Source organism: Methylophilus sp. Q8, from assembly GCF_000800115.1.
Lineage (GTDB): Bacteria > Pseudomonadota > Gammaproteobacteria > Burkholderiales > Methylophilaceae > Methylophilus.
Map to the genome: position 1 here is coordinate 2,338,711 of NZ_JUHE01000001.1, position 23,899 is coordinate 2,362,609.

The window sequence follows — 23,899 nt, forward strand, 5'->3', positions numbered from 1 at the left end:
TATTTTAGTCATTAAGCTTCGAGAATTAATATTCAAATATCACTCTGTATTTTCAAGCATCCAGTGCAAGGTTTCTTCTAGAGAGTATTTGTATTGCATATTTGTAATTCTCAGTAGCTTATCGGGGGAGCCACACAAGACCTTCACTTCATTACTGCGGACAAAATCCGAATTCACCACGACACGAATCTTGTGATCACTGATGCTTTCAGCCATTTCAATTATCTCTCGTAGAGATGTAGAGGTGCCTGTGCATATATTGATGGTTTCGCCTATAGGTCTCTTTTGAATGAGTTCTTTGTAAGCTTTTGCTACATTTCTGACATCGTTAAAATCGCGCCAGATATCAATATTTCCCAGTTCTATCACTGGTTGCCTGTTTTTAAAGTGACTAACGATTTTGGGGATCAGAAATTGTGGTGACTGACCATGTCCCGTGTAATTGAATGGGCGTGTGATGAAGATTGGAAGCTGTTCTGACCAGGTTTTGGCCATGTACTCCATGGCCAGCTTGCTAACAGCATAGTCATTACTCGGATTAGGTGTTTTAATCTCTGAAAGTTTTCCTTCTGCCTGGTTACCATATACGTTTGCACTGCTTGCGATTAGGACAGCTTCAATTGTAGGGGCGTATTTTGCTAGTGCAGCAAGTAAATTACGTGTGCCAATGATATTGACATGATAAAAGTCATCAGCGTTGCCATGCGCAACAAAAGCAATTGCTGCCAAATGAACAACAACCTGTGGCTTTATTTCGTTGATGACAATAGAAAGTGCCTCAGGATTTAATAAGTTTACCTGATGATAGTTGGGAACATTAGAGGCTTGGTTACCCAAGCCATAAACTTCATAACCAGCAAGAATGAGCTCCTCTGCGACGTAACGTCCCGTAAAGCCATTAATTCCTGTAATAAGTGCGCGAGGTTTTGAGTCCATTAGAAACTGGCACCCACCTGATTTCGACGTATATCAGCTTCCACCATCATCGCGCAAAGTTGCTCAAGTGTCGTTTTTGGTTCCCAGCCTAAATCATTCTTGGCTTTTTCTGCACTACCGATTAGCAAGTCCACTTCTGCAGGTCTGTAAAATTTAGGGTTCACACGTACAATCGTTTTACCTGAAGCAGCGTCAATACCAATTTCACTCTCTCCTATACCATGGAAATTAAGTTGAATGCCAGCAGCTTTTGCAGCCATTGCGACAAAATCACGCACCGTTTCAGTCCTATTTGTAGCAAGTACATAGGTATCTGGAGTATCTGCCTGTAGCATTCTCCACATTCCTTCAACATATTCTTCCGCATAACCCCAGTCACGTTTGGCGTCAAGATTGCCAAGTTCTAGCACATCAAGTTTACCAAGTTTGATTTTTGCGATTGAATCTGTGATTTTACGTGTCACAAACTCTTGACCACGCAAGGGGGACTCGTGGTTAAAAAGGATGCCACTTGATGCGAAGATACCATAGCTTTCCCTGTAGTTAATTGTCATCCAATGTGCATAGAGCTTTGCAACGCCATACGGGCTTCTCGGATAAAAAGGCGTATCTTCTTTTTGTGGTACGGCTTGTACCTTGCCAAACATCTCACTGGTACTTGCTTGGTAAAATTTAATTTTTTTATCAATCAGCCTGATTGCCTCGAGAAGGTGCAATGCTCCGATGCCAGTAATTTGGGCTGTTGTACTTGGTTGTTCAAAGCTAACGCCTACGAAGCTCTGTGCCGCTAGATTATAAATTTCGTCTGGTTGTATCCGTTGAATTAAGTTTATGGTTGAACCAAGATCAGTTAAGTCATATTCAACAAGCTCAAGATTAGGATTGTTTTTTAAGCCTAACTCTTCAAGTCTCCAGAAGTTTACAGAGCTAGTTCTTCTGTATGTGCCATATACTTTGTAGTTCTTATTTAGGAGCAACTTGGTTAAATAGGCACCATCTTGACCTGTGATGCCTGTTATAAATGCTGTTTTCATGTTTAGATTTCCAGATTGATTCTTATTTCTTTAAGGTGCTTGATGAGTTATCCCATCAGTTCGTATTTAACACTTCTTTATAAATCGCTATTGTATTATGAGTGCATTGTTCCCAAGAAAATTTTTTACTCTGGGCTAAACCGGCTGTTGATAACCTTGCGTTTAAATCATCATCATCAATTATTGCAAGAATGGCTTCTTTCAGTTGGTTACTGTCATTCGGATCGATTAATAGGCCTGCATCACCCACAACTTCGGGGATAGAGCTTACGTTAGAGGCAATCACAGGTGTACCACATGCCATAGCCTCTAATGGAGGTAAGCCAAAGCCCTCATAAATTGAAGGGTATATGAGCATTTTTGCTGATGCCGTAATATCAATAAGATCTTCCCTTGAAACATATCCTAGTTGACGAACTTCACCAGTTTTAAGCATGGGCTCAATTAACTTTTCCAAACTGGATGTTTTCCAGCCAATCATGCCTACCAATACCAGTGGATATTGTTTTCGGATGGCCTGAGGTAGTGACAGGAATGACTCAAGCGCTAGTTGCAAATTCTTTCTTGGCTCAAGTGTGCCAAGTGCCAAAATGTAGTTTTTAAAACCAAGACCATACTCTATTAAAGTACTTGCTGTTTCTGCATCCGATTTAGGTTTGAAGTCATTTTCTACGCCTAATCCTATAGATTGAATTTTTTTAGGGGCGATGTTGAATGTTGCCATGATTTCAGTTTTGATAAACTCTGAATCGGTAATAATTTTCTGAGCTCTTTCAAGACTTGGTATGAAATATCGATCCATCATCGCTATACGATCTTTGGGATGAGTTTCAGGGTAGCGAATCCATGAGAGATCGTGTACGGTGAGTACGGTTGGCCCTTTAAATTTGAATGCCAAAAAATTTGGCTCATGGTACAACTCGCTTTTAAGTTTCTTTTGGCCTTTAGTAAATTTGTATTGTTGAGCGATGCGACTCACTGTTCTAGCTTGGGGTATAAGTAGTCCTGCAATTTTCTTATACGTTGCAATGTTTTTAACAGGGGTGTTTCTGATATGTGTGGTGCTTTCAGTATTTTCCGACCAATTACTGCCGTAGAATATATCTAGCTTGACATGTTGTCTTATACCCTCAGCAAGTTGGTGTGTGTATCTACCAACGCCAGTCAGTGGCGATAGTAAGGCTGTACCATTTAGTGCAATTCTCATTTTAGTTTTCTTTATTCGGTGGTTAGGCTTTTGTTTTTATGCGCTTAAGTATCCGGTTTATCCGTGCTTTTAATACATGCATATATGAATTTTGTATTGCTTGCCAGGATTCAAGTTTTTCAGAGCAGTCATACATTTTCATTGTTGACTTTATTTTACCAACCTCGATGCTATATTCTTTATGCTGAGTATCCAAACTAAAGAAATATTCCTCGCATCTCGCAGATATATATTTATCTGAGTACCTCTTGATCACTTGATCTATTTTATTGTTGTGTACAGCCTCGTCGCGTAGAAACTCTAAATATGTGACCAGTGCATTGAATAAAAGCGCTTTGTTTGGCTTGCCGGATGTGCTGCTTTCATGTAGCCGATAAGAGAAGCTTATATTTGAGGATGTTATCTTTACACCATCTTTTACGAGTTTCAGCCAAAGGCTGTCATCAGCATAAAGTAAGTTAGGAAATAAGGGGATACCTCCTACCTCATCGTAGTCTTTTGAGCGCATGACAAACCCTGTACCAAATGAGTCTCTAAGATCACAGAGCCTGGAAGCAAGATACTCGTGGGCAGCTTCAAATTTTGGAATTGGTTTGCAAGGTCTGATAGTACTTCCCTCCGAGTCAATCAAATTAAAGTGCGTCGAATAAAGAGCGCCTTCAGGAAAGTCGCTAATTAAAGTTGCAACATCTGAGAGAAAGTGTGGGTGAAATTTATCGTCATGCCCGATGATGGTTAGAAATTCTTTTTTGGGAATAGTTAGAATCCTCGCCCAGTTTTTTTCTATTGTTAAGAACTTCAGTGAACGAAATACTTTTACTTTTTCTTGAGACTGTTCGAGATAGGAAATATACTCGACGGAAGTGTCGTTACTGGCATTGTCAAGAAGCACTAGCTCGAAATTGGTATAAGTTTGAGCCAAAATGCTCTCAACGCATTGTTTTAGATAGTTCCCGCCGTTCCTCACAGGAATAATAATGGTAAAAGTTGGTAAGCTAAGTTTGGAGATTGTCATCTTTTCCCCATGCATACTGTTCGAAAGTCTTTTTTTCCTCGATGCTGAGGGTCTCATAGTAGCGGGTTTGATTGTCAGATATTAATAGATTACTTTGATTGCCTTGCCAGAATGTGTGACTCACATTCCAATCATCAATGCTAAAAAACTGTCCATTTTTACCTACAATCATCACTTGTAGTCCCATTCTTAAAACCTGTTTTGTCAGACTATTCTTACCACTTTCAAACCTGTAGGCGTCAGATTTGTTTTTTATATGACCAAAACTGACTTTTTCTAACACCTCTCTTTTTGCCATTATGCCGTTAGTTCTTATGTGAGGGTTGGGAAATCTATCAAATTGTATTGAGTATACAAGCACATAACAAAAAAATTGATTAAGCCATGCCAATGACCAAGTACCAGTTTTTAGTATGCTGCGTAACAAGGCTTGGCCAGTGTTAAATTCAAGAGGGGGTAATTTTGGCAGGCGATTTATATGATCTGAAAAAAAAGAATATAAAGATCCGGTTGCCCCTACCAAACCCACATTTTTCTGATTAAGTGCGAGATTCAGTTTAAGCAGCCAATCATTTGAGCATATATTTGAATGAGAGTTGAAAAAGCAAAATCGTTCAAAATGCGAAAAAGACGGGTTGCTCAATACTTTTTGATAAGCGGTTATGTCTAGCCCATCATCGGAGATGTCAAATTGCGTATATTCTACGTTCTTTAATAATTGTTTGCTCAGAGCTAGTTCGGTGGAGTCACTGTTAAATCCTTTGAAAATAACCAATAACTTATGGTCAATCCCTGCGATATGCGATTGGTATGAGCGTATGAAGGAGTCAAGTAGTTGTAACGGATTGCCAAACCTTGCTAAATAAACAACACACACTAAATTGTTCATTTTTTCTTAGATTCAAAGTAGCTTATTAAGGCACTGGGCTGGCCATAAAGTAAATCAGTAATAGTGATTAATTCCTCATCTGGCAAGTCCCACCACATTGTTTCATTTAGTTTAGCGATTATTGTATTTTCAAATCGATACTTAACGACTCTAGCCGGATTTCCAACAGCAATAGCATATGGCGGAATACTTTTTGTTACGACTGCGCCAGCCCCAATAATGGCACCATTCCCAATATTCACGCCTGATAAGATGGTTACATTTTGACCAACCCAAACGTCATTCCCAATATTGATGGGTCCTTTAGTAGTTGCATCTTTGTTTGTCCAGTCCGTATCGAGGGGTTCACTCAAGTAATTTAGATATAACGTTTTAAAAGGATAAGTTGTAACGAAGTTTGTTGGATGATCCGCGTGGGCCAAAATAACTACGTTCGGTGCGAATGAGCAAAAGTTACCTATTGAAACAGGCGCTTCAACTGTAGGTCTGATAATGGATTCTTTATTTAGACCATATGTAAAACGTCCAATTGTTACATATGGAATTTCTTTTAACTCTTTGATTTCAAACCATGGACGATCTCTAGATAAAGTCTTTTGGCGTTCTTGTAATGAATTCCAATATGTAGGTGATACTAAGTTTATAAAAAAACGAATTATCTTTTTAAATAAACTAACCATATTTTCTTTCAATGTAGTCTTTTAAAGCTAATTCCCAATTTCGCATCGTTATTCCAAGTGCATTTGCTCTTGTATTAGCAAGAGCTGAATAGAGGGGCCTCTTCATTTCGCCAGAAAGCCCATTTCGATTGATTGGTATTACTTCTAAATTGAGCTGGAGAGCTTGATAAATAGCCAATGTAAACTCATACCATGTACAGCTCCCGGCGTTTGCGAGGTGATAAATGCCTGTGCAAGACTTATAGTGTTTGATTAGTTTTAGAGTTGCTTCAGCTAAATCGAGAGCATTGGTTGGAGATACTGTCTGGTCACACCCCATTTCAATTGTTCTTAAATTGCGAGCATCATTTATTCTCTGATCAACAAAGTTCCCACCTTTTGATTGTGCACCGTTAAAACCATACAGTCCGCAGGTTCTAATGATCAGAGTTTGCGGATTAATTCCTAGCGCAATCTGCTCTCCAGCTAATCTAGTAACTCCATAATATTGCAATGGTTTAGGCTGGTCATCTTCGACATAAGGTTTCTTTTTTTCTCCGTCGAATACATAATCTGTACTAAAAGTTATCAGTTTCGTGTCATATTTTTTGCAAATTTTTGCTAAATTACCCACGGAAACACAATTTGTGTTAAAAGCATTTAATGGCTGTGTTTCACAAAGTGGAACATTGTGAAATGCTGCTGTGTTAATTACAACTTTAGGGCGGAAGTTATTGATGATATTTTCTACGGAATCGAAATTATCGATATCTAATACTGCTCTGTCTGGGGCTAAAATATCAAAATCTTTATTCGCTTGTAAAATGCTACTGCCTAACTGCCCGGATTTGCCAATAAGTAATATTTTCATGAGTGGATATTATTGTTTCTCGAAGGTCCATTGAAGGTTAGGCCTTATTGCTCCGGGAATTGGGATACCAGTGTTAGGCCTTGTAATTACACCTTCAATGGGATCTTCAACATTGAACGATAAGCAGTTTTCGTCATAAAAGTGCACTCTAATGTTTGGATAATATGACGAGATGGCAAAGCCAATGAAGTACGTAGTTGCATTTAGAAAGTTTGCTGGTATTAAGCAGGTGGAAATGTAAGTTCCCTTTTTAAGCTTTTGCTTAGCAGTGTCGTGACAGTAGAATGCACATTCACCACTAGCGGTAAAGCAGTTGTAATTTGGTACAAAATCGACATCGGAATCTTGCAAAACCTCAAAGGTCATTTCTAGCAACACATCTTCGTTAACCATAATGTCGTTAGTTGCTTGGTTGAGCCCGTCATTCCTTTTTACACGTGCAGAGCGAAGCCTAACTAATTCATCACCTGGCCCTTTGTCGAGGTAAGTGACCATGCCTGGAGTGGTTAAACCATTGTTGTAATAATTTAAGATTGTTTCAGAGGGTAAGCCATCTGAAACAATCTTTCCTCGATCTAATAAAATAGCCCTATCACATAAAGACGCAATAGTAGGCATGCTATGACTTACAAACAGAATAGTTTTGCCGGATTTACTAGCATCCCCCATTTTTCCAAGACATTTTTTTTGGAATCTAGCATCTCCAACAGCTAAAACCTCATCAATTATCAGTATTTCAGGGTCTAAACTTGATGCGACTGCAAAAGCTAGTCTCACGTACATTCCGCTGGAATAATGCTTAACGGGAGTATCAAGAAATTTTTCCACTTCAGCAAAGTCTACTATTTCATCAAACTTCTGACGAATCTCTTTCTTACTCATGCCAAGGATAGCCCCATTGAGAAAAATGTTTTCCCGGCCACTGAGTTCAGGATGAAATCCCGTACCAACTTCTAACAAGCTTGAAACTCGGCCGTTCAGGCTAATTCGTCCTTTAGTTGGTTCAATAATCCGTGAAATTACCTTAAGTAAAGTGGATTTACCTGCACCATTTCTGCCAATGATGCCGAGCTTCTCACCCTCTTTAATTTCAAGATTAATGCCATTGAGGGCCCAGAATTCTTCGATATTCACTGCATTCGAATTCGCCATGGAGGGGTGGCGAATTTTATTAAGGATTTTTCTTGTTGCATCTGAAATGTCATCGCGTAAAGACCCGTATCGCTTATTAGTTGTGTGTTTAAGCAGATATTTCTTGTGTAAGTTTTCTATGCTAATTGCTGTGTTTGTCATTTTGATTAAATAATATCTGCAAAGCTTTTTTCAACAGATCTAAAGTGATAGATGCCTGTGATGAGTAGAAATACTATTACAGTTGAAGAAACCGCTATAGAAAAGAAATCGAGTGGCATGCTTGTTTGTAATAATGACCATCGAAAGCCATTAATGACACCTACCATCGGATTCAAGGCATATAAAAGTTTCCATTTTTCTGGAACAAGTGTGGCAGTAAATGCTACTGGAGAGATGTATAACCCAAATTGAATCACAAAAGGGACCACATAACTGAAGTCACGGTATTTCACATTTAAGGCTGCGACCCAAAGACCAGCTCCAATCGCTGCTGCAAAGAGCATCAGGATGAAAATGGGAAGCGCTAATATATGAACGCTTGGAATTGATTTGTAATAAATCATAATGCCAATGAGTATCGCGCTTGATATGATGAATTCTACCAAAGACACAATCACTGAGCTAAGGGGCACTATCAACCTTGGAAAGTAGATTTTTGAAATAATGTTTCTATTATTTACCAAACTATTTCCAGCTTCTGAGAATGCATTGGCAAAAAATAGCCAAGGTAACATACCACTTAAAACCAGCAGAGGGTATGGAATATCATCAGAAGGTAATTTTGCAAGCTTCCCAAATATGAATACAAATACAAGCATAGTCAGCAGTGGGCGGATTAATGTCCAAATGATACCTATTGCAGTTTGTTTATATCTAACCAGAACATCTCGCCATGCCAGAAAGTAGAATAATTCTCTGTATTTCCAGATGTCTTTCCAGTATGCAGTCTCAATTCTACCGGCCTCTATGATAATTTTATTACTTTTCAAGATGAGACCTCTAATGATGGAATTGCAGTCACAAATCTGCCACCCCATGCTTTGATATAACTTAGTTGATCAGTCACTTCATCTTTTAGATTCCATGGCAATATTACTACGTAATCAGGCTGAGTTTGTTTGAGATTGATTTCAGCTAAAATAGGGATTCTGCTGCCAGGCATAAATTTGTTTTGTTTCGCTGGGTTCTTATCAACAACAAATGAAATCAGATCTGATCTGATGCCAGCGTAATTTAGCAGTGTATTTCCTTTTGCGGCTGCGCCGTAGGCAACAACTTTTTTACCGGATTTTTTTGCCTCGATTAAAAAGCCAACCAAATCATTTTTAATTTTCTCGACCTTGCTCTGGTAATCTTGATAAAAGTTCAGATTCCCAACGCCTTCACTATTTTCTTTCTCAATTAATGTGATGAGTCTGTCGCTAATTTTGTGCGTGCCGGTATTTTGGCGTTGCGCAAATATGCGCAAGCTACCACCATGAGTTGGAATTTCTTCTACATCGAATATTTGTAAACCATTTTTCTCAAAAATAGACTTCACACTAGTGAGCGATAGGTAGGAAAAATGCTCGTGATAAATTGTGTCAAATTGATTTTTTTGTACCAGATTTAACAAGTGTGGAAACTCAAATGTGGCTACGCCATTTTCTTTGAGTAATATCGAAAATCCCTTGGCAAAATCATTGATATCAGGCACATGTGCAAGTACGTTGTTGGCAGCCGTCAAATCAGCTTGATAGCCTTGGGATACTAACCTTTCTGCAAGTGCTACGCCAAAAAACTCCTCTACAATCTCTATGCCTTTTTCTCTGGCCGCTTCGGCTGTACTGTGTGTTGGTTCGATACCCAAACAAGGTATATTTTTTGCTTTTACGTATTGCAATAGGTATCCATCATTGGCTGCTATCTCTATCACATGAGAGGTTTGATTGAGACCAAATCGGTCCACCATGGTTTCAACATATTTTTGAGCATGACTGAGCCATGAGCTTGAGAATGAACTGAAGTAAGCGTAGTCAGCATCAAACAGTTCATGCGCATCGGTAAAGTCCTCTGTTTGGACTAGCCAGCAATTGTCACAGACCATTACTTTGAGTGGAAACCATTTTTCTGGTTTAAATAGGGTTTTTTCTGTTAGGTAAGCATTTGAGGGAGGGGAGCTACCTAAATCCAGGAAAGCGTGGGTAACTTCATTGTTGCAATGGCGGCACTTCATATTAATATTCCTTTAAAGCCAGGGTCTAACATAGGATGATTTGAGTCCCTATTCGAAATCTCTGTGATTGGGATTGGCCAGTGAATTGAGAGCTTGGGGTCGAGTGGATTGAGGGCTGACTCGTGTTCGGGAGAGTAATTTTCTGTATGCAGGTAAACCAACTCACAGTCATCTGTAAGTGTTTGGAATCCATGAGCAAAACCTTCGGGAATGAACATGCTTCGCTTGTTTTCTGCACTTAATTCAGCAGAAAACCATTGTAAGAAAGTAGGCGAGCCAGCTCGTAAATCCACGGCAACATCCAGAATGTGGCCTTGGAGGCAACTGACAAGTTTTATCTCGGCTGCTGGCGGGTGCTGAAAATGCATACCACGAATCGCACCGGCTTTTCTGGTCAGCGTGTGATTGATTTGTTGGATAGGCTTCATGCCCAGCACGGCCATGGTTTGCTGGCAAAAGAAGCGACTCAGAAAGCCTCTGCCGTCTTCTATGCTTGTGCGCTCAATGACAGTCAGGCCTGAAAGCGGGGTGGGATGAAAGCGGAAACGTTCCACGATATTCTCGAGTTATGCTTGATGTGCAGCAATTTGGGCAAGGCAAACCGCTTGCATATCTTGCTGGGCATGCCACGCAAGGTGCCATTCGGCAATTTTCTGCAATGCTATTTCCAGGTCCCACGCGGTTTGCCATTTTAGATACTGTCGCGCCTTACTACTGTCTAGTTTCAATAAGTTGGCTTCGTGCGGCTGCGGATTGGCATCTATTTGCCATTGGGTTTTCGGCATGTAAGTTGCCAATTTGTTGACAATCCAGGCCACTTCTTTAGCGTCTTGCTCATGCGGCCCAAAATTCCAGGCCGAGGCATAAGTTTGCGGCTCTTCATATAAGGCTTGTGCCAGCAGCATGTAGCCCTTAAGCGGTTCCAGCACATGTTGCCATGGGCGGGTAGCATGTGGCGAGCGTATCTTCAGGGATTGTTCGGCATCAATGGCACGCAAGAAGTCAGGAATAAGCCTGTCGTCAGACCAGTCACCACCACCAATGACATTGCCAGCCCTGGCGGTAGCCAAGCCGATGCCTGCACTTTCATAAAATGAATTGCGGTAAGAGGCCGTGACTAGTTCGGCACAACCCTTACTGCTGGAGTAGGGATCATGACCACCCATGGGCTCATCTTCGCGATATGCCCAAATCCATTCCTTATTTTCGTAGCATTTGTCTGTGGTGATGTTTATTACCGCTTTTACTTGGGAGGACTGCCTGACCGCTTCTAGCAGGTTAACAGTACCCATCACATTGGTCGAATAGGTTTCAATTGGGTCGACATAGGAACGACGCACCAGCGGTTGTGCTGCTAGATGAAAGACGATATCTGGTTGTGCTTCGGCAATCGCCTTTGATAGCGTGGCAGAATCGCGGATATCAGCCACGGTGTGACCATTTAACAAGGGCGCAATATTAGCGACTTCAAACAGTGCCGGGGATGTATTGGGAGAGAGGGAGTAGCCATATACTTTGGCACCCAATGAGTGCAGCCATAAAGCAAGCCAGCTCCCTTTAAAGCCAGTATGTCCCGTTAGAAATACGCGCTTGTTATTCCAGAAGGTCGTCATGCTCATTACCAGACTTTCCATGGAGCTTCATTATTTGCCCATAATGACTCTAGCAATGTTTTTTCACGCAACGTGTCCATCGGCTGCCAAAAGCCATGGTGCTCATATGCATAGAGCTGGCCTTCTTTAGCCAGGTTCATGAGTGGGTCGGTTTCCCAGCTTGAGCAGTCACCCTCAATGTAGTCGATACAACGTGGAGATAGCACAAAAAAACCACCATTAATCCATCCACCATCGCCTTTGGGCTTTTCTGTAAAGCCCTTGACTTCATTGTTATTGAGTTCTAGAGCTCCGTACCTGCCAGGTGGTTGCACGCCTGTGACGGTAGCTAGCTTTCCATGTTTTTTGTGAAAGCTAATCAACTCCGTTATATTTACATCAGACAGGCCATCGCCGTAAGTGAAACAGAATGACTCTTCATCTTTTAAATATTCAGCCACCCGCTTTAGACGGCCACCAGTAAGCGTTTGTTCACCGGTATCAACCAGTGTTACTTTCCATGGCTCAGCATTTTTTTGATGAACCTGCATGGTATTGTTTGACATGTCGAAAGTGACGTCAGACATATGTAAGAAGTAATTGGCGAAATACTCTTTGATAACATAACCTTTATATCCGCAGCATATAATAAAGTCATTAATTCCATGTGCAGAGTACATCTTCATGATGTGCCATAAGATTGGTTTACCACCAATTTCAATCATAGGCTTAGGTTTTAAGTGTGTTTCTTCACTAATTCGAGTGCCTAGACCACCAGCTAAAATGACCGCTTTCATAAATTTGAACTTTTTTTAAAATTGAGATTATAAACAAATTAACTGTATTAATTATGCTTTACTTGTTTGAGGCCAGCATCGCCTTAATATTCGCCATCTTGCTCTTTCCATAGTCTTTGCTCAACACTTGATCCGGCCCGTTAAACGGGTTGCCGAAATGTTTAACGTCGTCTTTGGGTAACTCACCGATAAACCGGCTGGGTTCACATGCCTGCATTTCACCGCCGCGCTTGCGCTTTTTGCACCAGGTGATATTGAGCGATTTTTGTGCGCGGGTGATGCCTACGTACATGAGGCGGCGTTCTTCTTCAATCTGGTCGGCATCGATAGAGTTTGTATGCGGCAAGATGCCTTCTTCGCAGCCGATTAAAAAGACGTGGCCGTACTCCAGGCCTTTGGAGGCGTGCAGGGTAGAGAGTTTGACTGCGTCCTGTTCTTCGCCATCTTTACCTTCCAGCATGGTGATGAGGGCGACCAGTTGCGTCAGTTCGAGTAGGTTTTTACCGTCGGATTCATTGCCGAACTCGGTAGAGCCTTCGCCTTTTTTGCTAAGCCAAGCGACAAACTCCATGACGTTGCCCCAGCGTGTTTCGGCAGCGCGTGCTTCTTCACCATCATACAAATAGGTTTCGTATTGAATGGCGGTCAGCAGGTCATTGAGCACCTCATTGGCCGGGTCTTTGACGGCGCGGCCTTGTAATGTCTGGATATAGCGGCAGAAGGTGAGCAGGTCTTCGAGCTGCTTGGCACCAACGTCGTGCTGAAAGCCGCCTTCAAAGGCCGCAGCAAACAGCGACATTTTGTGCGCGCTGGCATATTCACCCAGGCGTTCCAGTGTGGTATTGCCTATGCCTTTTTTCGGCGTGGTGGCGGCACGGATGAACGCTGGATCATCGTCTTCGTTGGCGATCAGGCGCAGGTAGCTGATGATGTCCTTGATTTCAGCTTTGTCAAAAAAGGATGAACCGCCAGAGATTGTGTAGGGGATTTTGTGGTTGCGCAAAAATTTTTCAATAATGCGCGCCTGGTGGTTGCTGCGGTAGAGGATCGCATAATCTTTATAGGTCGTGCGATGCTCGAATTTGTGCGCCTGCAACTTCATGACGACGGTTTCGGCTTCGTGTTCTTCACTTTGGGTGGCGGTAACATGTAACAGGTCGCCGGTACCCAGTTCACTCCACAACTTTTTCTCAAACAGCTTGGGATTGTTGGCGATGACCTGGTTTGCTGCACGCAAAATGCGCACGGTGGAGCGGTAGTTTTGCTCCAGCTTGATGACTTTGAGTTTTGAAAAGTCTGTGGTGAGCTGGCGCAGGTTTTCCACGTCGGCGCCACGCCAGCCGTAAATGGCCTGGTCATCATCACCTACGGCGGTAAATTGGCCGCGCAGGCCGGTGAGTTGCTTGATCAGTTTGTACTGGCAAGCGTTGGTATCCTGGTACTCGTCAATCAGCAGGTAGTGCAGTTTGCGCTGCCATTTATCCAGGGTGTCATGGTGTTGCTCAAACAGTTCCACCGGCACTTTAATCAAATCGTCAAAGTCTACCGCCTGGTAGGCGCGCAAGGTTTGCTGGTAGAGCTGGTAAACGCGGGCAGCGGCATGCGCCATTTCTTCATCAGCTAAAGACTTGGCCTGGTCTGGGCTCACAAAGGCGTTTTTCCAACTGGAAATCTGCCATTGCGTCTTGCGTAACAATTGTTTGTCAGTCGTCGCCAATATATCACTGAGGATTTTAAAGCTGTCCGAGGCATCCAGAATCGAGAATTGCGGTTTATAGCCGAGCAGGGCGGCTTCCTGGCGCAGTATCTGCAGCCCCAGCGAGTGAAACGTAGTCACCGTCAGGCCTTTGCCGCTTTTGCCTTCCAGCAATGGCGTAACGCGTTCCTGCATCTCGCGGGCGGCTTTATTGGTAAAGGTGATGGCGGCGATCTGGTTGCCTTTATAGCCGGCCTGGTTAATCAGGTAGGCAATTTTTTGTGTAATCACACGTGTTTTACCACTACCGGCACCGGCCAACACCAATAAGGGGCCATCCAAGTAGTGAATTGCTTCGCGCTGCGGGGGATTTAAAAGATGCTGCATGGGACTTCAGAGGTTTGTGGTAAACAACAAAGCGGTAGATGAATTAGCCTGTATGGACTATTTAACCCCTTCATTTATATGGGTATAGTCGCTCAACCATAGTATTATGTTTTTCAGGTAAACAAACTTTGTCCGCCCCTGTGTTTGATCTCAACAGTGTCATTCTATCATCAATTGGACTCACCTTAACGCTGGTTCTGGTCTTGTTGATTTTTGGCGCCCATCAGCAACGCAGCCTGATTATGCATTGGGTACGCGGCCTGTTGGTATTCGGTGTTGGACTCGCCATTTATTTTCTTTCACAAACCTCTTTGATACATGGCCCGCAAAACGTTTATGTGGCCACTTCAGTCACCATTATTGCGCTCGGCATCAGTCTGTTTGTTAACGGTATCCGTTTGCTCAGAGGTTATCGTGTTTACCGTTATTGGGCCTTGCTGGTGGTGACCACCTTGCTCGCGTGTAATGCAGTGATGTTGAATATGCATACGCCGGATAGATGGATATTGTTAAGCAACCTCTTGGTGTTGATGTGGGTATTTGGCTACGGCAGCCGCAGCCTAGTCGGCCATGGCAAAGACTTTGTGGCACACGTATTCTGGTTATGTTGCAGCCTGTTTGCCCTGGTGAGTTTAATGCTGGCTTTTTTGGCGGTGAAGGTCATATTGGGCGCTCAGGAAAGTTTGCAGACGTTTTCACAGTGGAGCATGCATGCTTATATGATGACCGCGACCATGCTGGCCATGACGACAGTGACCAGCTTGCTGTTGCTGGTGATGCATGTGCGGGCACAGGCCGGGCTGCAAGCCATTGCCACACTGGATGGCCTGACTGGCGTATTAAACCGTAGAGGCTTACAAGAAGCGGCTACGCGTATGCAGGCGGTGTCGCAGCGTATCCGCCTGCCGATGGGGATGCTGATTGTCGACCTGGATTACTTTAAAAAGGTCAATGACGTGTATGGGCACCTAGTGGGCGATGTGGTGCTGAAAGCTTGTGCAGGGACGATACGCGCGGCCTTGCGTGGCGGGGATGTGATTGGCCGTTATGGCGGCGAAGAGTTTTGTATCTTAATGCCTAATACCGGCGAACATGAAGCAATGATCTTGGCGGAGCGTATCCGCCGTATTATTGAGGTGACGCCGGTAAGCATTGCAGGCGTGGAGAGTATGAGTAGCGATACACAGGCGATCAAATGCACGGTCAGTGTCGGTTCAGTCAGCTCCGAAACTGTTGGTTACGGGCTGGAGGGTCTGTTCGCTGGCGCCGATCAAAACCTGTACAAAGCCAAGCAGAATGGCCGCAATCGCATTGCAAGCAATATTGATCAGTTACTGAATAAACCACCAGAGCCCGGCAAACCAGCCAAACGGCATGCCAGCCTGATTGCCTGAGGATAACAGCCGGTCTTATAAGGTATCTGGCTCAGGCGCTGCCTGGTCTTCTTTCGCTTTTTTCGCCGCCGCGGCCTGTTCCGCAGCCAGCGCGATCATCTCGGCCCGGCTCTGTGGTGATTCCAGGCTCACGCGGCCAATGGCGCCGCTGCGGTAGTCAGTGAGCAAGGCCATGGCGGTACGCTCCATATCCCACTCACCATCGTTACGCTTGTAAGTGCGGCGTTTAGCGATTGCTTGCAGCAGGTCTATGCCGTCAATAGCAGTCACATCCAGCTTCATGACGTCCAGTTTATAGCGTGTATTCATGAGGGCTGGATATTGTTTTAATAGCACATTACCCAAAAACTCGGCCACATCTTCATCGATCACCGCATTGCGGCCAATCGCATGGCTGGCAGCCAGCAGGTAGCCATCTGATTCATGTTCGATTTTTGGCCACATCATGCCCGGGGTATCGGTAATGTTCTGGCTGTCATTTAAATCAAAGCGTTGCTGGCTTTTAGTCACGGCCGGTTCATCGCCCACTTTAGCTGCCCGGCGGTTCAGCAGGGCGTTCATCAGGGTGGATTTGCCGACGTTAGGGATGCCCATGATCATCATGCGCAAAGGTTTCAGCGGCGTGCCGCGATGTGATGCCAGTTGGCGGCACAAGCCTGGAATTTTCTTTGCGTCACCAGGTTTTTTGCACGACAGGGCGACGGCTTTGGTATTGGGCTGCTTATTAAAGTAATTCAACCAGGCCTGGGTGACTTGCGGGTCGGCCAAATCGGCTTTGTTGAGAATTTTCAGGTTAGGCCGCTGGCGAAAATTACGCATTTCCTCAATCATGGGGTTGTGGCTGGCGGCAGGCACGCGTGCATCCAGTACCTCAATCACGACGTCGATATGTTCCAGTGTTTCTTCTGCCTTTTTTCGGGCAGAAGTCATGTGTCCCGGAAACCATTGTATCGCCATATTTTTGCTCCATCTTCAACTCAAAAAATACGGTATCAATGTCCCTTGCCGTACCCCATATTGTTTTTGTCCATGCTGCCTATGATGAAATTCAGGACGGATTAAAACAATGCAGCGATCATTTTAACATTTAAGCGGCAACTCCTTAAATATTGCAGACGTCGCCAGCGTTATTTCCAGCTATAGCCCAGTGTGAACAGGGCGCGCGTATCGCCTTTGACGCGATCATCTACCGGGCGGCTATCGTAGTTGTAGTCTAATTGTGTAGACGCACTCAAGCCGAAAATAAACGGAAAGCGCAGGCCGGTTGAGCTGTAAACCAGGATTTGTGAAGGGGATCTCGCGGTGTATAACACTTCGTGGCGATGAAAGGCCTGCACAAAAGAATCAAATAAATACTGGTTGTAATTGACTGCCCAACGCAAAGCGGCATGACTGTCATTACTTTCTTCGTAATAGTCCTGTTTAATCAGCGACACACCACCTTCCACTGACAGGTTAAGCTTTTCGCCTTCAAAAATCTGGTAACCGGTACCCACACCGTAGGTACTTCGTAACTTGATATCCCTGAAACGGTCTTTTTCCTGAATGGTGTTGAGGTAGCTAAACCATTTTTTGGTGAAAAAGTGGTCATACTGGCCGCGCACGCGCGCGTTGTTCTGCGTTTGTTCGTCGTTATCTTCTGCCCAGTAGTAATAGCCTTGTACCGTATAACGATTTTCCAGGCCACGTAATACCGACTCACCGTTAAATTGCATATTGCGGTTGGTACTGTTGCCATTGTTAAACGCACCGCCCAGGCTCAGGTTGCCAGTCCAGACATAGCCTTCACCAATCAGGTCGCGGCTGGGGTTGATGTAATGAATTTCGTCCAGCTCTGTATCCACCAGTGGCGTGTTGGTTTCCTCATCCAGAATCACCTGGCCTTCATCGGTATGAATCAGGCGGCCATTGACGATACTGCCATCAGACAACTGCATAAGGATAGGTTTGTCGGCATCGATACTGTGAATATCGCTCCAGTTGATTTTCACCTCATCTGCATAAGTGGTTTTGACTGTGAGTTTATTTGATATTTTAACGCCCAGTGTGCCTGTGATCTTGTCGCCATTTTTGAGCCAGATTGTATCTGCAAGCACTGGCGTGGCAAGCATGGAAAGCATTGTCAGTGGAAATAGTACAAATTTAACCGTCTTGTCTACATATAAATAAGCCAATGTGGCTAAGCTGTGTGGCATACATACTCCCTGGTGCGATTGAACAACAGCGCTGTGAAACAGCGAATTGATGCAGCGTGTACCAACGTCGCTGCAGCGGTGGTCGTGCGGCTTATGCACGGGATAAAACGGACCACCATGATAGACATGATTCGTAAAACAGCCTTTGAGTTCCCGAGATCGCTCCCGGCGTGGCTGCCAGAAGCAATCCTGATAAAGCTGGCACATGTTAAACTGATATATTGGTATTTTAAAACAGCAATACGCATGGTCAAGACAAACTTACCGCCCGAGGTGAAGCCCGGTCAATCTCTCCCGCTATTGCAGGCGCTGCATATTCTGACACGCGATGGCAAGCTGAATCAGGATAGCCGCCGCAAGCTCAAGCAAGTCTATCACCTGGTCAATTTCATTGAGCCGCTGATGCAGGCGGTGATGGATAAACAGTCACAGCCTGTGCTGGTCGACCATGGTGCAGGTAAATCTTATCTGGGATTTATCCTCTATGACCTCTTGCTTAAGCAACACGCCGGCGGCCAGGTCATTGGCATTGAAAGCCGTGGCGAGTTGATAGAGAAATCACGCCAGCTGGCGCAAGAGTGCGGGTTTGACCGCATGCAGTTTGAGCATTTAACCGTGGCTGAGGCAATGCAGTCACAACAACTGCCTGCAACCGTGGATATTGTCACGGCCTTGCATGCCTGCAATACGGCGACGGATGATGCGATTCAGTTTGGTTTGCAAAAACAGGCACAGTTTATGGTGCTGGTGCCTTGCTGCCAGGCCGAGGTGGCAGAGGTGATGCGTCAGCATAAGGCTGAAACACTGGCGCAAACCTTTTTAAGCGAGTTGTGGCGGCATCCAATTCATACCCGTGAGTTTGGCAGCCAGGTCACCAATGTGTTGCGTTGCCTTGAACTGGAGGCGCATGGCTACCAGGTGACAGTGACGGAACTGGTGGGCTGGGAGCACTCGATGAAAAATGAACTCATCGTTGCCAAATATACTGGCCAGCGTAAACGCAGTGCGCGTGACCGTGGGCAGCAACTGCTAGAGCAACTCAATTTGACCAGTCTTTCTGCGCGCTTCAACTTTCAGTAATTAAGTCTCTCCGCATATAAAAAAACCTCTGATACTGGGGTGGCATCAGAGGTGAATGGAGCGCGTTAAATGCCCCAGGGAAGAGCGTTGACGATCGTCGCTTAAAAGCGCTTACCAATACCCAGGCTAATCACCCATGGATTGACGTCGAGGGAGTCGATTTTGGCCCAGCGGTTGCCGGTGGTGGCGCTTTTCATTTCAACGTCGGTATCAATCCAGAGATATTTCACATCCGCGTTCAATAACCAGCCATCTTTAAGGTTGATATCTACACCCGCCTGCAAAGCAGGGCCAATGCTATTGCGGTCAATTTTGATTTTTTCGCCAGCGGTTGCACCAGAGGTGAAACGCAGATTGCGGTCCAGCATAAATGTCGCATTGATACCAGCACCCACATAAGGGTCAATGGTTTGATCCGGGTTAAAGTGCCATTGCGCCGTCAAGGTAGGTGGCAGCGCATCAATGCTACCCAGATGCTGGTTGCCAACCACACCGGCACTGTCGCCAGTGATTTTTACATCGTGTTTGCTGCCCAGCGCCAGGATCAGTTCGGTCGCAATGTTTTTGGTCCAGTAGTAACTGATATCTAATTCAGGAATTGTGTTGCTGTCGAGTTTCAGGTCTGCGCTTGGTGTCATCACATTGGCACCCACCGCCTTGTTGACGGTGCTGCCCAAGCGGCTGCTTTCGTTCGGGCTGATATTGGTTGCACGCAGACGTACAACCCAGTCACCTTGCTCTGCATAGGCATTCATGGCAGGCAATAAGGCTGCCAACATTAAACTGATTGCGGTTTTTTTCATTGTGATCACTCCATTAGGTGCATTGATTTGAGGCCATTGTAGGTTTGCTGGCTAAAGCGGGTATTGACCCAAATCAACTCGACACATGTTTGTGATGTGTGTCGAGGGCTAATGGAGGCGTAAAGCGGAGGAGGCAGATACCCGCGGATTCGCAAGTATCTGTGCGTGTGACAGTTTTAGATAAAACGCGCCGACATACCGTTAGTAATCGTTACGTTGCTTCCAGGCGTCATCCAGTACTTTGGATTTCTGCTCGAAAATCACTTTTTTATTTTCCAGGTCTTTTTCCGCTTGCACTTTATCGGATTGGTATTGCTTTAACTTTGCCTGCTCCTGCGCAACCAGGGCTTCCTGAGATTTGATTCTTTGCTCAAGGTCACTCAATTTGCTCATGGCATCGCCCACAGCATCCCGTGCAGAAGCGGCATCTGTTTGTTCATTAAGAATATTGCGGGCAAACACTGGCTGGCTCAGTGTGGCGATCAGGAATAAAACAGAAAGGGACTGTAAACGCATGCGAGACTCCATAAAAACGTCATAACAAAATTTCAAAACGATTATAAAGCCAAAATGTCTTCGGGCTTAATACTCACCGGTCATTATCAATCGTTGTTGATTGCTTGATTAGTAAGCGACAACGGCATTAGGTTCCTGACGCGCTAACGATCAGCCATCGGCATCCTAAAAAAATAATTCAGCCATTTTATTGATCTATCTCAATATTCGTTTTGTTGGTTAAGTTATTGTATATAAAAATAAAAATCATGTTTTTTGTAAGACAAATTCTGACATGGCCAGCAGACAAAATGGATATCAGGCGACAAGGTGTCGTGTACGGTGTGACTGCTATCCAACTGGGAGAAGCACAGAGTCAAATATGTCCTTTTTTTGGTCGACACGGAAAAACTAGGTCCGTGGCTCAGCCAGAATCAGCGACGAATTGACTCTCCATTATTACATTAAATTGTCTCAATGACTCAGGGATAGAAAGCGATTGATTATGAAATTAAATTTGCCAGTGACGGCCACAGAAATCCAGTTTGATGATGCCCAGTTTATGTTGACGAGAACAGATCTCAAGGGTGTGATTACCTATGCCAACAAAGACTTTATTCAAGTCAGTGGCTTTAGTGAGTCTGAATTGGTCGGCAGCAGTCACAATATTGTGCGCCACCCGGATATGCCTGCGGCCGCTTTTGCCGATATGTGGCGCAGCTTGAAAGCCGGTAAGCCATGGACGGGCTTGGTGAAAAACCGCACCAAGCGTGGTGACTTTTATTGGGTAGTGGCTAATGCAACGCCAGTGACGGAAAACAATCAGGTCGTGGGTTACTTATCTGCGCGCAGAAAGCCGACACGCCAGCAAATCAGTGAAGCCTCCGCTGCCTACCAATTGTTTAATACAGACAACGCCAAAGGTCTGGCAATTGTAGATGGCAAAGTGGTGAACGTGTCCTTGGCGAATAAATTAAAAAACATATTGGGCGCCATCACTGTCAAACAGCGCTTAGTTGGTTTAGCTGCTATGGCTTTTGCATTGCTGGCTGTACAAGTAGGGCAGGATTTTACTCATCAATCCACTGCACTGTCTTTTGCCAGCCTGGGCTTGGCATTACCTGTCCTGCTAGGCTTGGCGCTGATCATTGCTCGTTCAGTGACCCAGCCGCTGGCGCAAACACTCAGTGCGGTGAAAGAAATCACCATCGGCAACTACAGCACCTATATTGATGCGCAGGGTAGCAACGAGCTGAGTGAAGTATTGCAAGCACTGAAAAAGATGCAGACGTTACTCAGTGTCAGCGAAAATGCCTTAAAAGAGTCTGCCATAGAAACCCGCGAGCAAGCCGCATTGTTTGAAAATCAATTGGCCGCGATTAACCGTTCTACCGGGTCAATAGAGTTTGACCTGGATGGCAAAATAACAGCCGTCAATGATATTTTCTTGTCGGTGTTGGGTTATACACGAAATGCGCTGGTTGGCATGTCACATAGCCAGTTGGTTGAGCCAGCATTTATCAGTAGTGGCGACTATCATGCCTTTTGGCAAAAGTTAACACGTGGCGAATCAGTCAGCGGTGAGTTTTTGCGTATCGGCCAGCATGGCAAGGAGATCTGGCTGGATGCGACCTATAGCCCCATTTTAGATGCAGATGGTAAGCCTTATAAAGTGGTGAAGTATGCTGCAGATATCACCGCGCAAAAGCTCAGAAATGCCGATTTTGAAGGCCAGATTACTGCGATTGGAAAATCACAGGGCGTGATTGAACTGGGCCTTGATGGCACGGTGCTTAAAGTGAACCGAACTTACCTGGATATGCTGGGCTATAGCGAGCACGAGTTGCTTGGGCAGCATGTCAGCAAGGTGCTGGAACCGGCCTTTGCCGATAGTGAAGCGTATAAGGCCTTATGGAACAAACTTGTGCACGGCGGCTCTGATATGGGGCAGTACAAGCGGATCGCCAAAGGTGGGCGAGAAGTCTGGATACAGGCTTCTTACAACCCGATTTACGATTTAAAAGGCAAGCCGTACAAGATTGTTAATTACACCATGGACATCACCGCATCCAAGTTGATCGCCGCTGATAATGCAGGTCAAATCTCTGGCATTCACAGAACCCAGGGCGTGATTTCGTTTGACCTTGATGGCACCATTACATCGGTAAACGACTTGTTTTTGCAACTCTCCGGCTACACCGAACAGGAAGTTTTAGGTAAAAATCACAGCATGTTTGTGGAGTCTGCTTATCGCTCTAGCCATGATTACAAGGCATTTTGGGATGCTTTGCGCCGTGGTGAGGCACAAGTCGGGCAAGTGAAACGTATCCGCAAAGGTGGGGCTGTGGTGTGGATGCAGGCCATTTACAACCCGATTCTGGATATGAATGGCAAACCGTTTAAAGTGGTGAAATATGCGACAGATATCACTGCACAGCATGAAAGTGCACAAGCACTAGCCCATGCTGTACAAGAGACCAAAGCGATTATTGACGGCGCCAAAGCTGGTGATTTAAGCAGTCGCGTGTCGCTTGAGGGTAAAACAGGCGATATTGCTGCGTTGTGTGATGGCGTGAATGCGCTGATCGACAAGATGAGCGAAGTGATCTTGCAAGTGCGTGAAGCGACGGTGATGATTAATACGGCTGCGGATGAAATTTCCGTTGGTAATAATGACCTTTCCAGCCGCACTGAGCAACAGGCGTCAAGCCTGGAGGAAACGGCTGCCAGCATGGAAGAGTTGGCAGCGACGGTTAAACAGAATGCCGACAATGCAAAACAAGCCAGTCAGCTGGCAACTGCGGCTTCAGAGGTTGCTGTGAGAGGCGGTGATGTGGTTGGTGAGGTGGTGACAACCATGAGCGCCATGAATGAAAGCGCGAAAAGGATAGAGGATATCACTTCGGTCATTGATGGCATCGCTTTTCAAACGAATATTCTGGCTTTGAACGCAGCGGTTGAAGCTGCCCGTGCTGGCGAGCAGGGGCGTGGCTTCTCGGTAGTGGCTGCTGAAGTCCGCCATTTGGCCCAACGCTCTGCCGAGGCTGCCAAGGAAATTAAAGTGCTGATTGATGATTCTGTCGTCCAGACTGCAAAAGGCAGTCAGTTGGTGGAGGAGGCCGGAAAAACGATTCAGGAGGTAGTTGTTTCTGTGCAACAGGTGACGGATATTATGAGTGAAATTGCTGCTGCTTCTGTTGAGCAAAGCACCGGTATTAACCAGGTGAATCAGGCAGTGATGACCATGGATGAGGTCACGCAGCAAAACGCTGCCTTGGTTGAAGAGGCTGCAGCGGCATCAGAGTCGTTGGTTGATCAGGCTGAAAGCCTGGTTCGTGCCGTAAGTGCCTTTCGACTGGGGCATGAAAGCGGTGCCGACAAACGTTCTACTGTGAGCCATATCCATGCGCGCACCACTAAAGCACCTGTTAGTGTGAATGTGCAGCGCTCAGGAAAATTACGTACAGGTACGGATGATGGTGAGTGGGCGCAGTTTTAGA

The 23,899-nt window shown here is 45.0% G+C and carries 21 protein-coding genes; 3 read left to right on the top strand and 18 right to left on the bottom strand.

Annotated features, from left to right (window positions below):
- Positions 1-39 precede the first annotated feature (39 nt).
- From GQ52_RS11120 to GQ52_RS11185, 14 genes are read right to left on the bottom strand one after another with little or no spacing between them, the layout of a single operon-like run.
- Positions 40-936, bottom strand: coding sequence for a GDP-mannose 4,6-dehydratase (locus GQ52_RS11120; protein WP_047517718.1), 897 nt, complete (start codon positions 934-936; stop codon positions 40-42).
- The gene (gene gmd / locus GQ52_RS11125) at positions 936-1,970 is read right to left on the bottom strand and encodes a GDP-mannose 4,6-dehydratase (RefSeq protein ID WP_047517721.1); all 1,035 of its coding nucleotides are present in this window, start codon (positions 1,968-1,970) and stop codon (positions 936-938) included. The genes GQ52_RS11120 and gmd overlap by 1 nt, the downstream gene beginning before the upstream one ends.
- 55 nt (positions 1,971-2,025) lie before the next feature.
- A complete protein-coding gene (locus tag GQ52_RS11130; RefSeq protein WP_047517724.1) occupies positions 2,026-3,177 on the bottom strand; it encodes a glycosyltransferase family 1 protein in 1,152 nt (383 codons plus the stop codon).
- 22 nt (positions 3,178-3,199) lie between these two features.
- The gene (locus GQ52_RS11135; protein WP_047517727.1) at positions 3,200-4,192 is read right to left on the bottom strand and encodes a glycosyltransferase family A protein; all 993 of its coding nucleotides are present in this window, start codon (positions 4,190-4,192) and stop codon (positions 3,200-3,202) included.
- A complete protein-coding gene (locus GQ52_RS11140) occupies positions 4,173-5,081 on the bottom strand; it encodes a hypothetical protein (RefSeq protein ID WP_047517730.1) in 909 nt (302 codons plus the stop codon). The genes GQ52_RS11135 and GQ52_RS11140 overlap by 20 nt, the downstream gene beginning before the upstream one ends.
- Positions 5,078-5,761, bottom strand: coding sequence for a CatB-related O-acetyltransferase (locus tag GQ52_RS11145; RefSeq protein WP_052179106.1), 684 nt, complete (start codon positions 5,759-5,761; stop codon positions 5,078-5,080). Before GQ52_RS11145 ends, GQ52_RS11140 begins: the two co-directional genes overlap by 4 nt.
- Complete coding sequence (gene rfbD, locus GQ52_RS11150) at positions 5,754-6,611, bottom strand: dTDP-4-dehydrorhamnose reductase (RefSeq protein WP_047517733.1); 858 nt, start codon at positions 6,609-6,611, stop codon at positions 5,754-5,756. Before rfbD ends, GQ52_RS11145 begins: the two co-directional genes overlap by 8 nt.
- Positions 6,612-6,620: 9 nt before the next feature.
- On the bottom strand, positions 6,621-7,904 hold the full coding sequence (locus tag GQ52_RS11155; RefSeq protein WP_047517736.1) for an ABC transporter ATP-binding protein: 1,284 nt from the start codon (positions 7,902-7,904) through the stop codon (positions 6,621-6,623).
- A gap of 5 nt (positions 7,905-7,909) precedes the next feature.
- Positions 7,910-8,734, bottom strand: a complete 825-nt coding sequence (locus GQ52_RS11160; protein WP_235273204.1) for an ABC transporter permease — start codon at positions 8,732-8,734, stop codon at positions 7,910-7,912.
- Complete coding sequence (locus GQ52_RS11165) at positions 8,731-9,960, bottom strand: class I SAM-dependent methyltransferase (protein ID WP_047517739.1); 1,230 nt, start codon at positions 9,958-9,960, stop codon at positions 8,731-8,733. The genes GQ52_RS11160 and GQ52_RS11165 overlap by 4 nt, the downstream gene beginning before the upstream one ends.
- Positions 9,957-10,514 carry a dTDP-4-dehydrorhamnose 3,5-epimerase family protein gene (locus GQ52_RS11170; protein ID WP_081979346.1) on the bottom strand — a complete coding sequence of 186 codons (558 nt, stop codon included), beginning with the start codon at positions 10,512-10,514 and terminating at the stop codon, positions 9,957-9,959. The genes GQ52_RS11165 and GQ52_RS11170 overlap by 4 nt, the downstream gene beginning before the upstream one ends.
- 12 nt (positions 10,515-10,526) lie before the next feature.
- The gene (gene rfbG / locus GQ52_RS11175) at positions 10,527-11,594 is read right to left on the bottom strand and encodes a CDP-glucose 4,6-dehydratase (RefSeq protein WP_235273208.1); all 1,068 of its coding nucleotides are present in this window, start codon (positions 11,592-11,594) and stop codon (positions 10,527-10,529) included.
- A complete protein-coding gene (rfbF, locus tag GQ52_RS11180) occupies positions 11,579-12,349 on the bottom strand; it encodes a glucose-1-phosphate cytidylyltransferase (RefSeq protein ID WP_047517742.1) in 771 nt (256 codons plus the stop codon). The genes rfbG and rfbF overlap by 16 nt, the downstream gene beginning before the upstream one ends.
- A gap of 58 nt (positions 12,350-12,407) precedes the next feature.
- A complete protein-coding gene (locus tag GQ52_RS11185; protein ID WP_047517745.1) occupies positions 12,408-14,432 on the bottom strand; it encodes a UvrD-helicase domain-containing protein in 2,025 nt (674 codons plus the stop codon).
- A 128-nt stretch (positions 14,433-14,560) separates the two neighbouring features.
- Between GQ52_RS11185 and GQ52_RS11190 the strand changes: the two genes are divergently transcribed.
- Positions 14,561-15,826, top strand: coding sequence for a GGDEF domain-containing protein (locus tag GQ52_RS11190; protein WP_235273211.1), 1,266 nt, complete (start codon positions 14,561-14,563; stop codon positions 15,824-15,826).
- A 15-nt stretch (positions 15,827-15,841) separates the two neighbouring features.
- On the opposite strand, the gene ylqF is transcribed toward GQ52_RS11190, so the two are convergent.
- Positions 15,842-16,783, bottom strand: a complete 942-nt coding sequence (gene ylqF, locus GQ52_RS11195; RefSeq protein ID WP_024931132.1) for a ribosome biogenesis GTPase YlqF — start codon at positions 16,781-16,783, stop codon at positions 15,842-15,844.
- A 170-nt stretch (positions 16,784-16,953) separates the two neighbouring features.
- On the bottom strand, positions 16,954-18,021 hold the full coding sequence (locus tag GQ52_RS11200) for a YdiY family protein (protein ID WP_235273212.1): 1,068 nt from the start codon (positions 18,019-18,021) through the stop codon (positions 16,954-16,956).
- 246 nt (positions 18,022-18,267) lie between these two features.
- On the opposite strand from GQ52_RS11200, the gene GQ52_RS11205 reads away from it, so the two are divergent.
- Positions 18,268-19,101, top strand: a complete 834-nt coding sequence (locus GQ52_RS11205) for an SAM-dependent methyltransferase (RefSeq protein ID WP_200884055.1) — start codon at positions 18,268-18,270, stop codon at positions 19,099-19,101.
- 101 nt (positions 19,102-19,202) lie between these two features.
- On the opposite strand, the gene GQ52_RS11210 is transcribed toward GQ52_RS11205, so the two are convergent.
- Positions 19,203-19,904, bottom strand: coding sequence for an OmpW family protein (locus GQ52_RS11210; protein WP_047517751.1), 702 nt, complete (start codon positions 19,902-19,904; stop codon positions 19,203-19,205).
- A gap of 201 nt (positions 19,905-20,105) precedes the next feature.
- Positions 20,106-20,420 (bottom strand): hypothetical protein, encoded by a 315-nt coding sequence (locus GQ52_RS11215; RefSeq protein WP_019882501.1) that lies wholly within the window; start codon positions 20,418-20,420, stop codon positions 20,106-20,108.
- A 484-nt stretch (positions 20,421-20,904) separates the two neighbouring features.
- Here GQ52_RS11215 and GQ52_RS11220 point away from each other — a divergent pair, with 484 nt between their 5' ends.
- Entirely contained in the window at positions 20,905-23,898 is a 2,994-nt protein-coding gene (locus tag GQ52_RS11220; protein WP_047517754.1) for a PAS domain S-box protein, read from the top strand.
- Position 23,899 lies beyond the last annotated feature (1 nt).

What these genes read in the sequence shown, in the direction of transcription:
- GQ52_RS11220 (WP_047517754.1), top strand. Translation starts at nt 20,905, where the DNA reads ATGAAATTAAATTTGCCAGTGACGGCCACAGAAATCCAGTTTGATGAT.
- rfbD (WP_047517733.1), bottom strand. Translation starts at nt 6,611, where the DNA reads ATGAAAATATTACTTATTGGCAAATCCGGGCAGTTAGGCAGTAGCATT.
- GQ52_RS11120 (WP_047517718.1), bottom strand. Translation starts at nt 936, where the DNA reads ATGGACTCAAAACCTCGCGCACTTATTACAGGAATTAATGGCTTTACG.
- GQ52_RS11185 (WP_047517745.1), bottom strand. Translation starts at nt 14,432, where the DNA reads ATGCAGCATCTTTTAAATCCCCCGCAGCGCGAAGCAATTCACTACTTG.
- GQ52_RS11155 (WP_047517736.1), bottom strand. Translation starts at nt 7,904, where the DNA reads ATGACAAACACAGCAATTAGCATAGAAAACTTACACAAGAAATATCTG.
- GQ52_RS11215 (WP_019882501.1), bottom strand. Translation starts at nt 20,420, where the DNA reads ATGCGTTTACAGTCCCTTTCTGTTTTATTCCTGATCGCCACACTGAGC.
- GQ52_RS11165 (WP_047517739.1), bottom strand. Translation starts at nt 9,960, where the DNA reads ATGAAGTGCCGCCATTGCAACAATGAAGTTACCCACGCTTTCCTGGAT.
- ylqF (WP_024931132.1), bottom strand. Translation starts at nt 16,783, where the DNA reads ATGGCGATACAATGGTTTCCGGGACACATGACTTCTGCCCGAAAAAAG.
- rfbG (WP_235273208.1), bottom strand. Translation starts at nt 11,594, where the DNA reads ATGGAAAGTCTGGTAATGAGCATGACGACCTTCTGGAATAACAAGCGC.
- gmd (WP_047517721.1), bottom strand. Translation starts at nt 1,970, where the DNA reads ATGAAAACAGCATTTATAACAGGCATCACAGGTCAAGATGGTGCCTAT.
- GQ52_RS11200 (WP_235273212.1), bottom strand. Translation starts at nt 18,021, where the DNA reads ATGCCACACAGCTTAGCCACATTGGCTTATTTATATGTAGACAAGACG.
- GQ52_RS11210 (WP_047517751.1), bottom strand. Translation starts at nt 19,904, where the DNA reads ATGAAAAAAACCGCAATCAGTTTAATGTTGGCAGCCTTATTGCCTGCC.
- GQ52_RS11135 (WP_047517727.1), bottom strand. Translation starts at nt 4,192, where the DNA reads ATGACAATCTCCAAACTTAGCTTACCAACTTTTACCATTATTATTCCT.
- GQ52_RS11130 (WP_047517724.1), bottom strand. Translation starts at nt 3,177, where the DNA reads ATGAGAATTGCACTAAATGGTACAGCCTTACTATCGCCACTGACTGGC.
- GQ52_RS11140 (WP_047517730.1), bottom strand. Translation starts at nt 5,081, where the DNA reads ATGAACAATTTAGTGTGTGTTGTTTATTTAGCAAGGTTTGGCAATCCG.
- GQ52_RS11145 (WP_052179106.1), bottom strand. Translation starts at nt 5,761, where the DNA reads ATGGTTAGTTTATTTAAAAAGATAATTCGTTTTTTTATAAACTTAGTA.
- GQ52_RS11205 (WP_200884055.1), top strand. Translation starts at nt 18,268, where the DNA reads ATGGTCAAGACAAACTTACCGCCCGAGGTGAAGCCCGGTCAATCTCTC.
- rfbF (WP_047517742.1), bottom strand. Translation starts at nt 12,349, where the DNA reads ATGAAAGCGGTCATTTTAGCTGGTGGTCTAGGCACTCGAATTAGTGAA.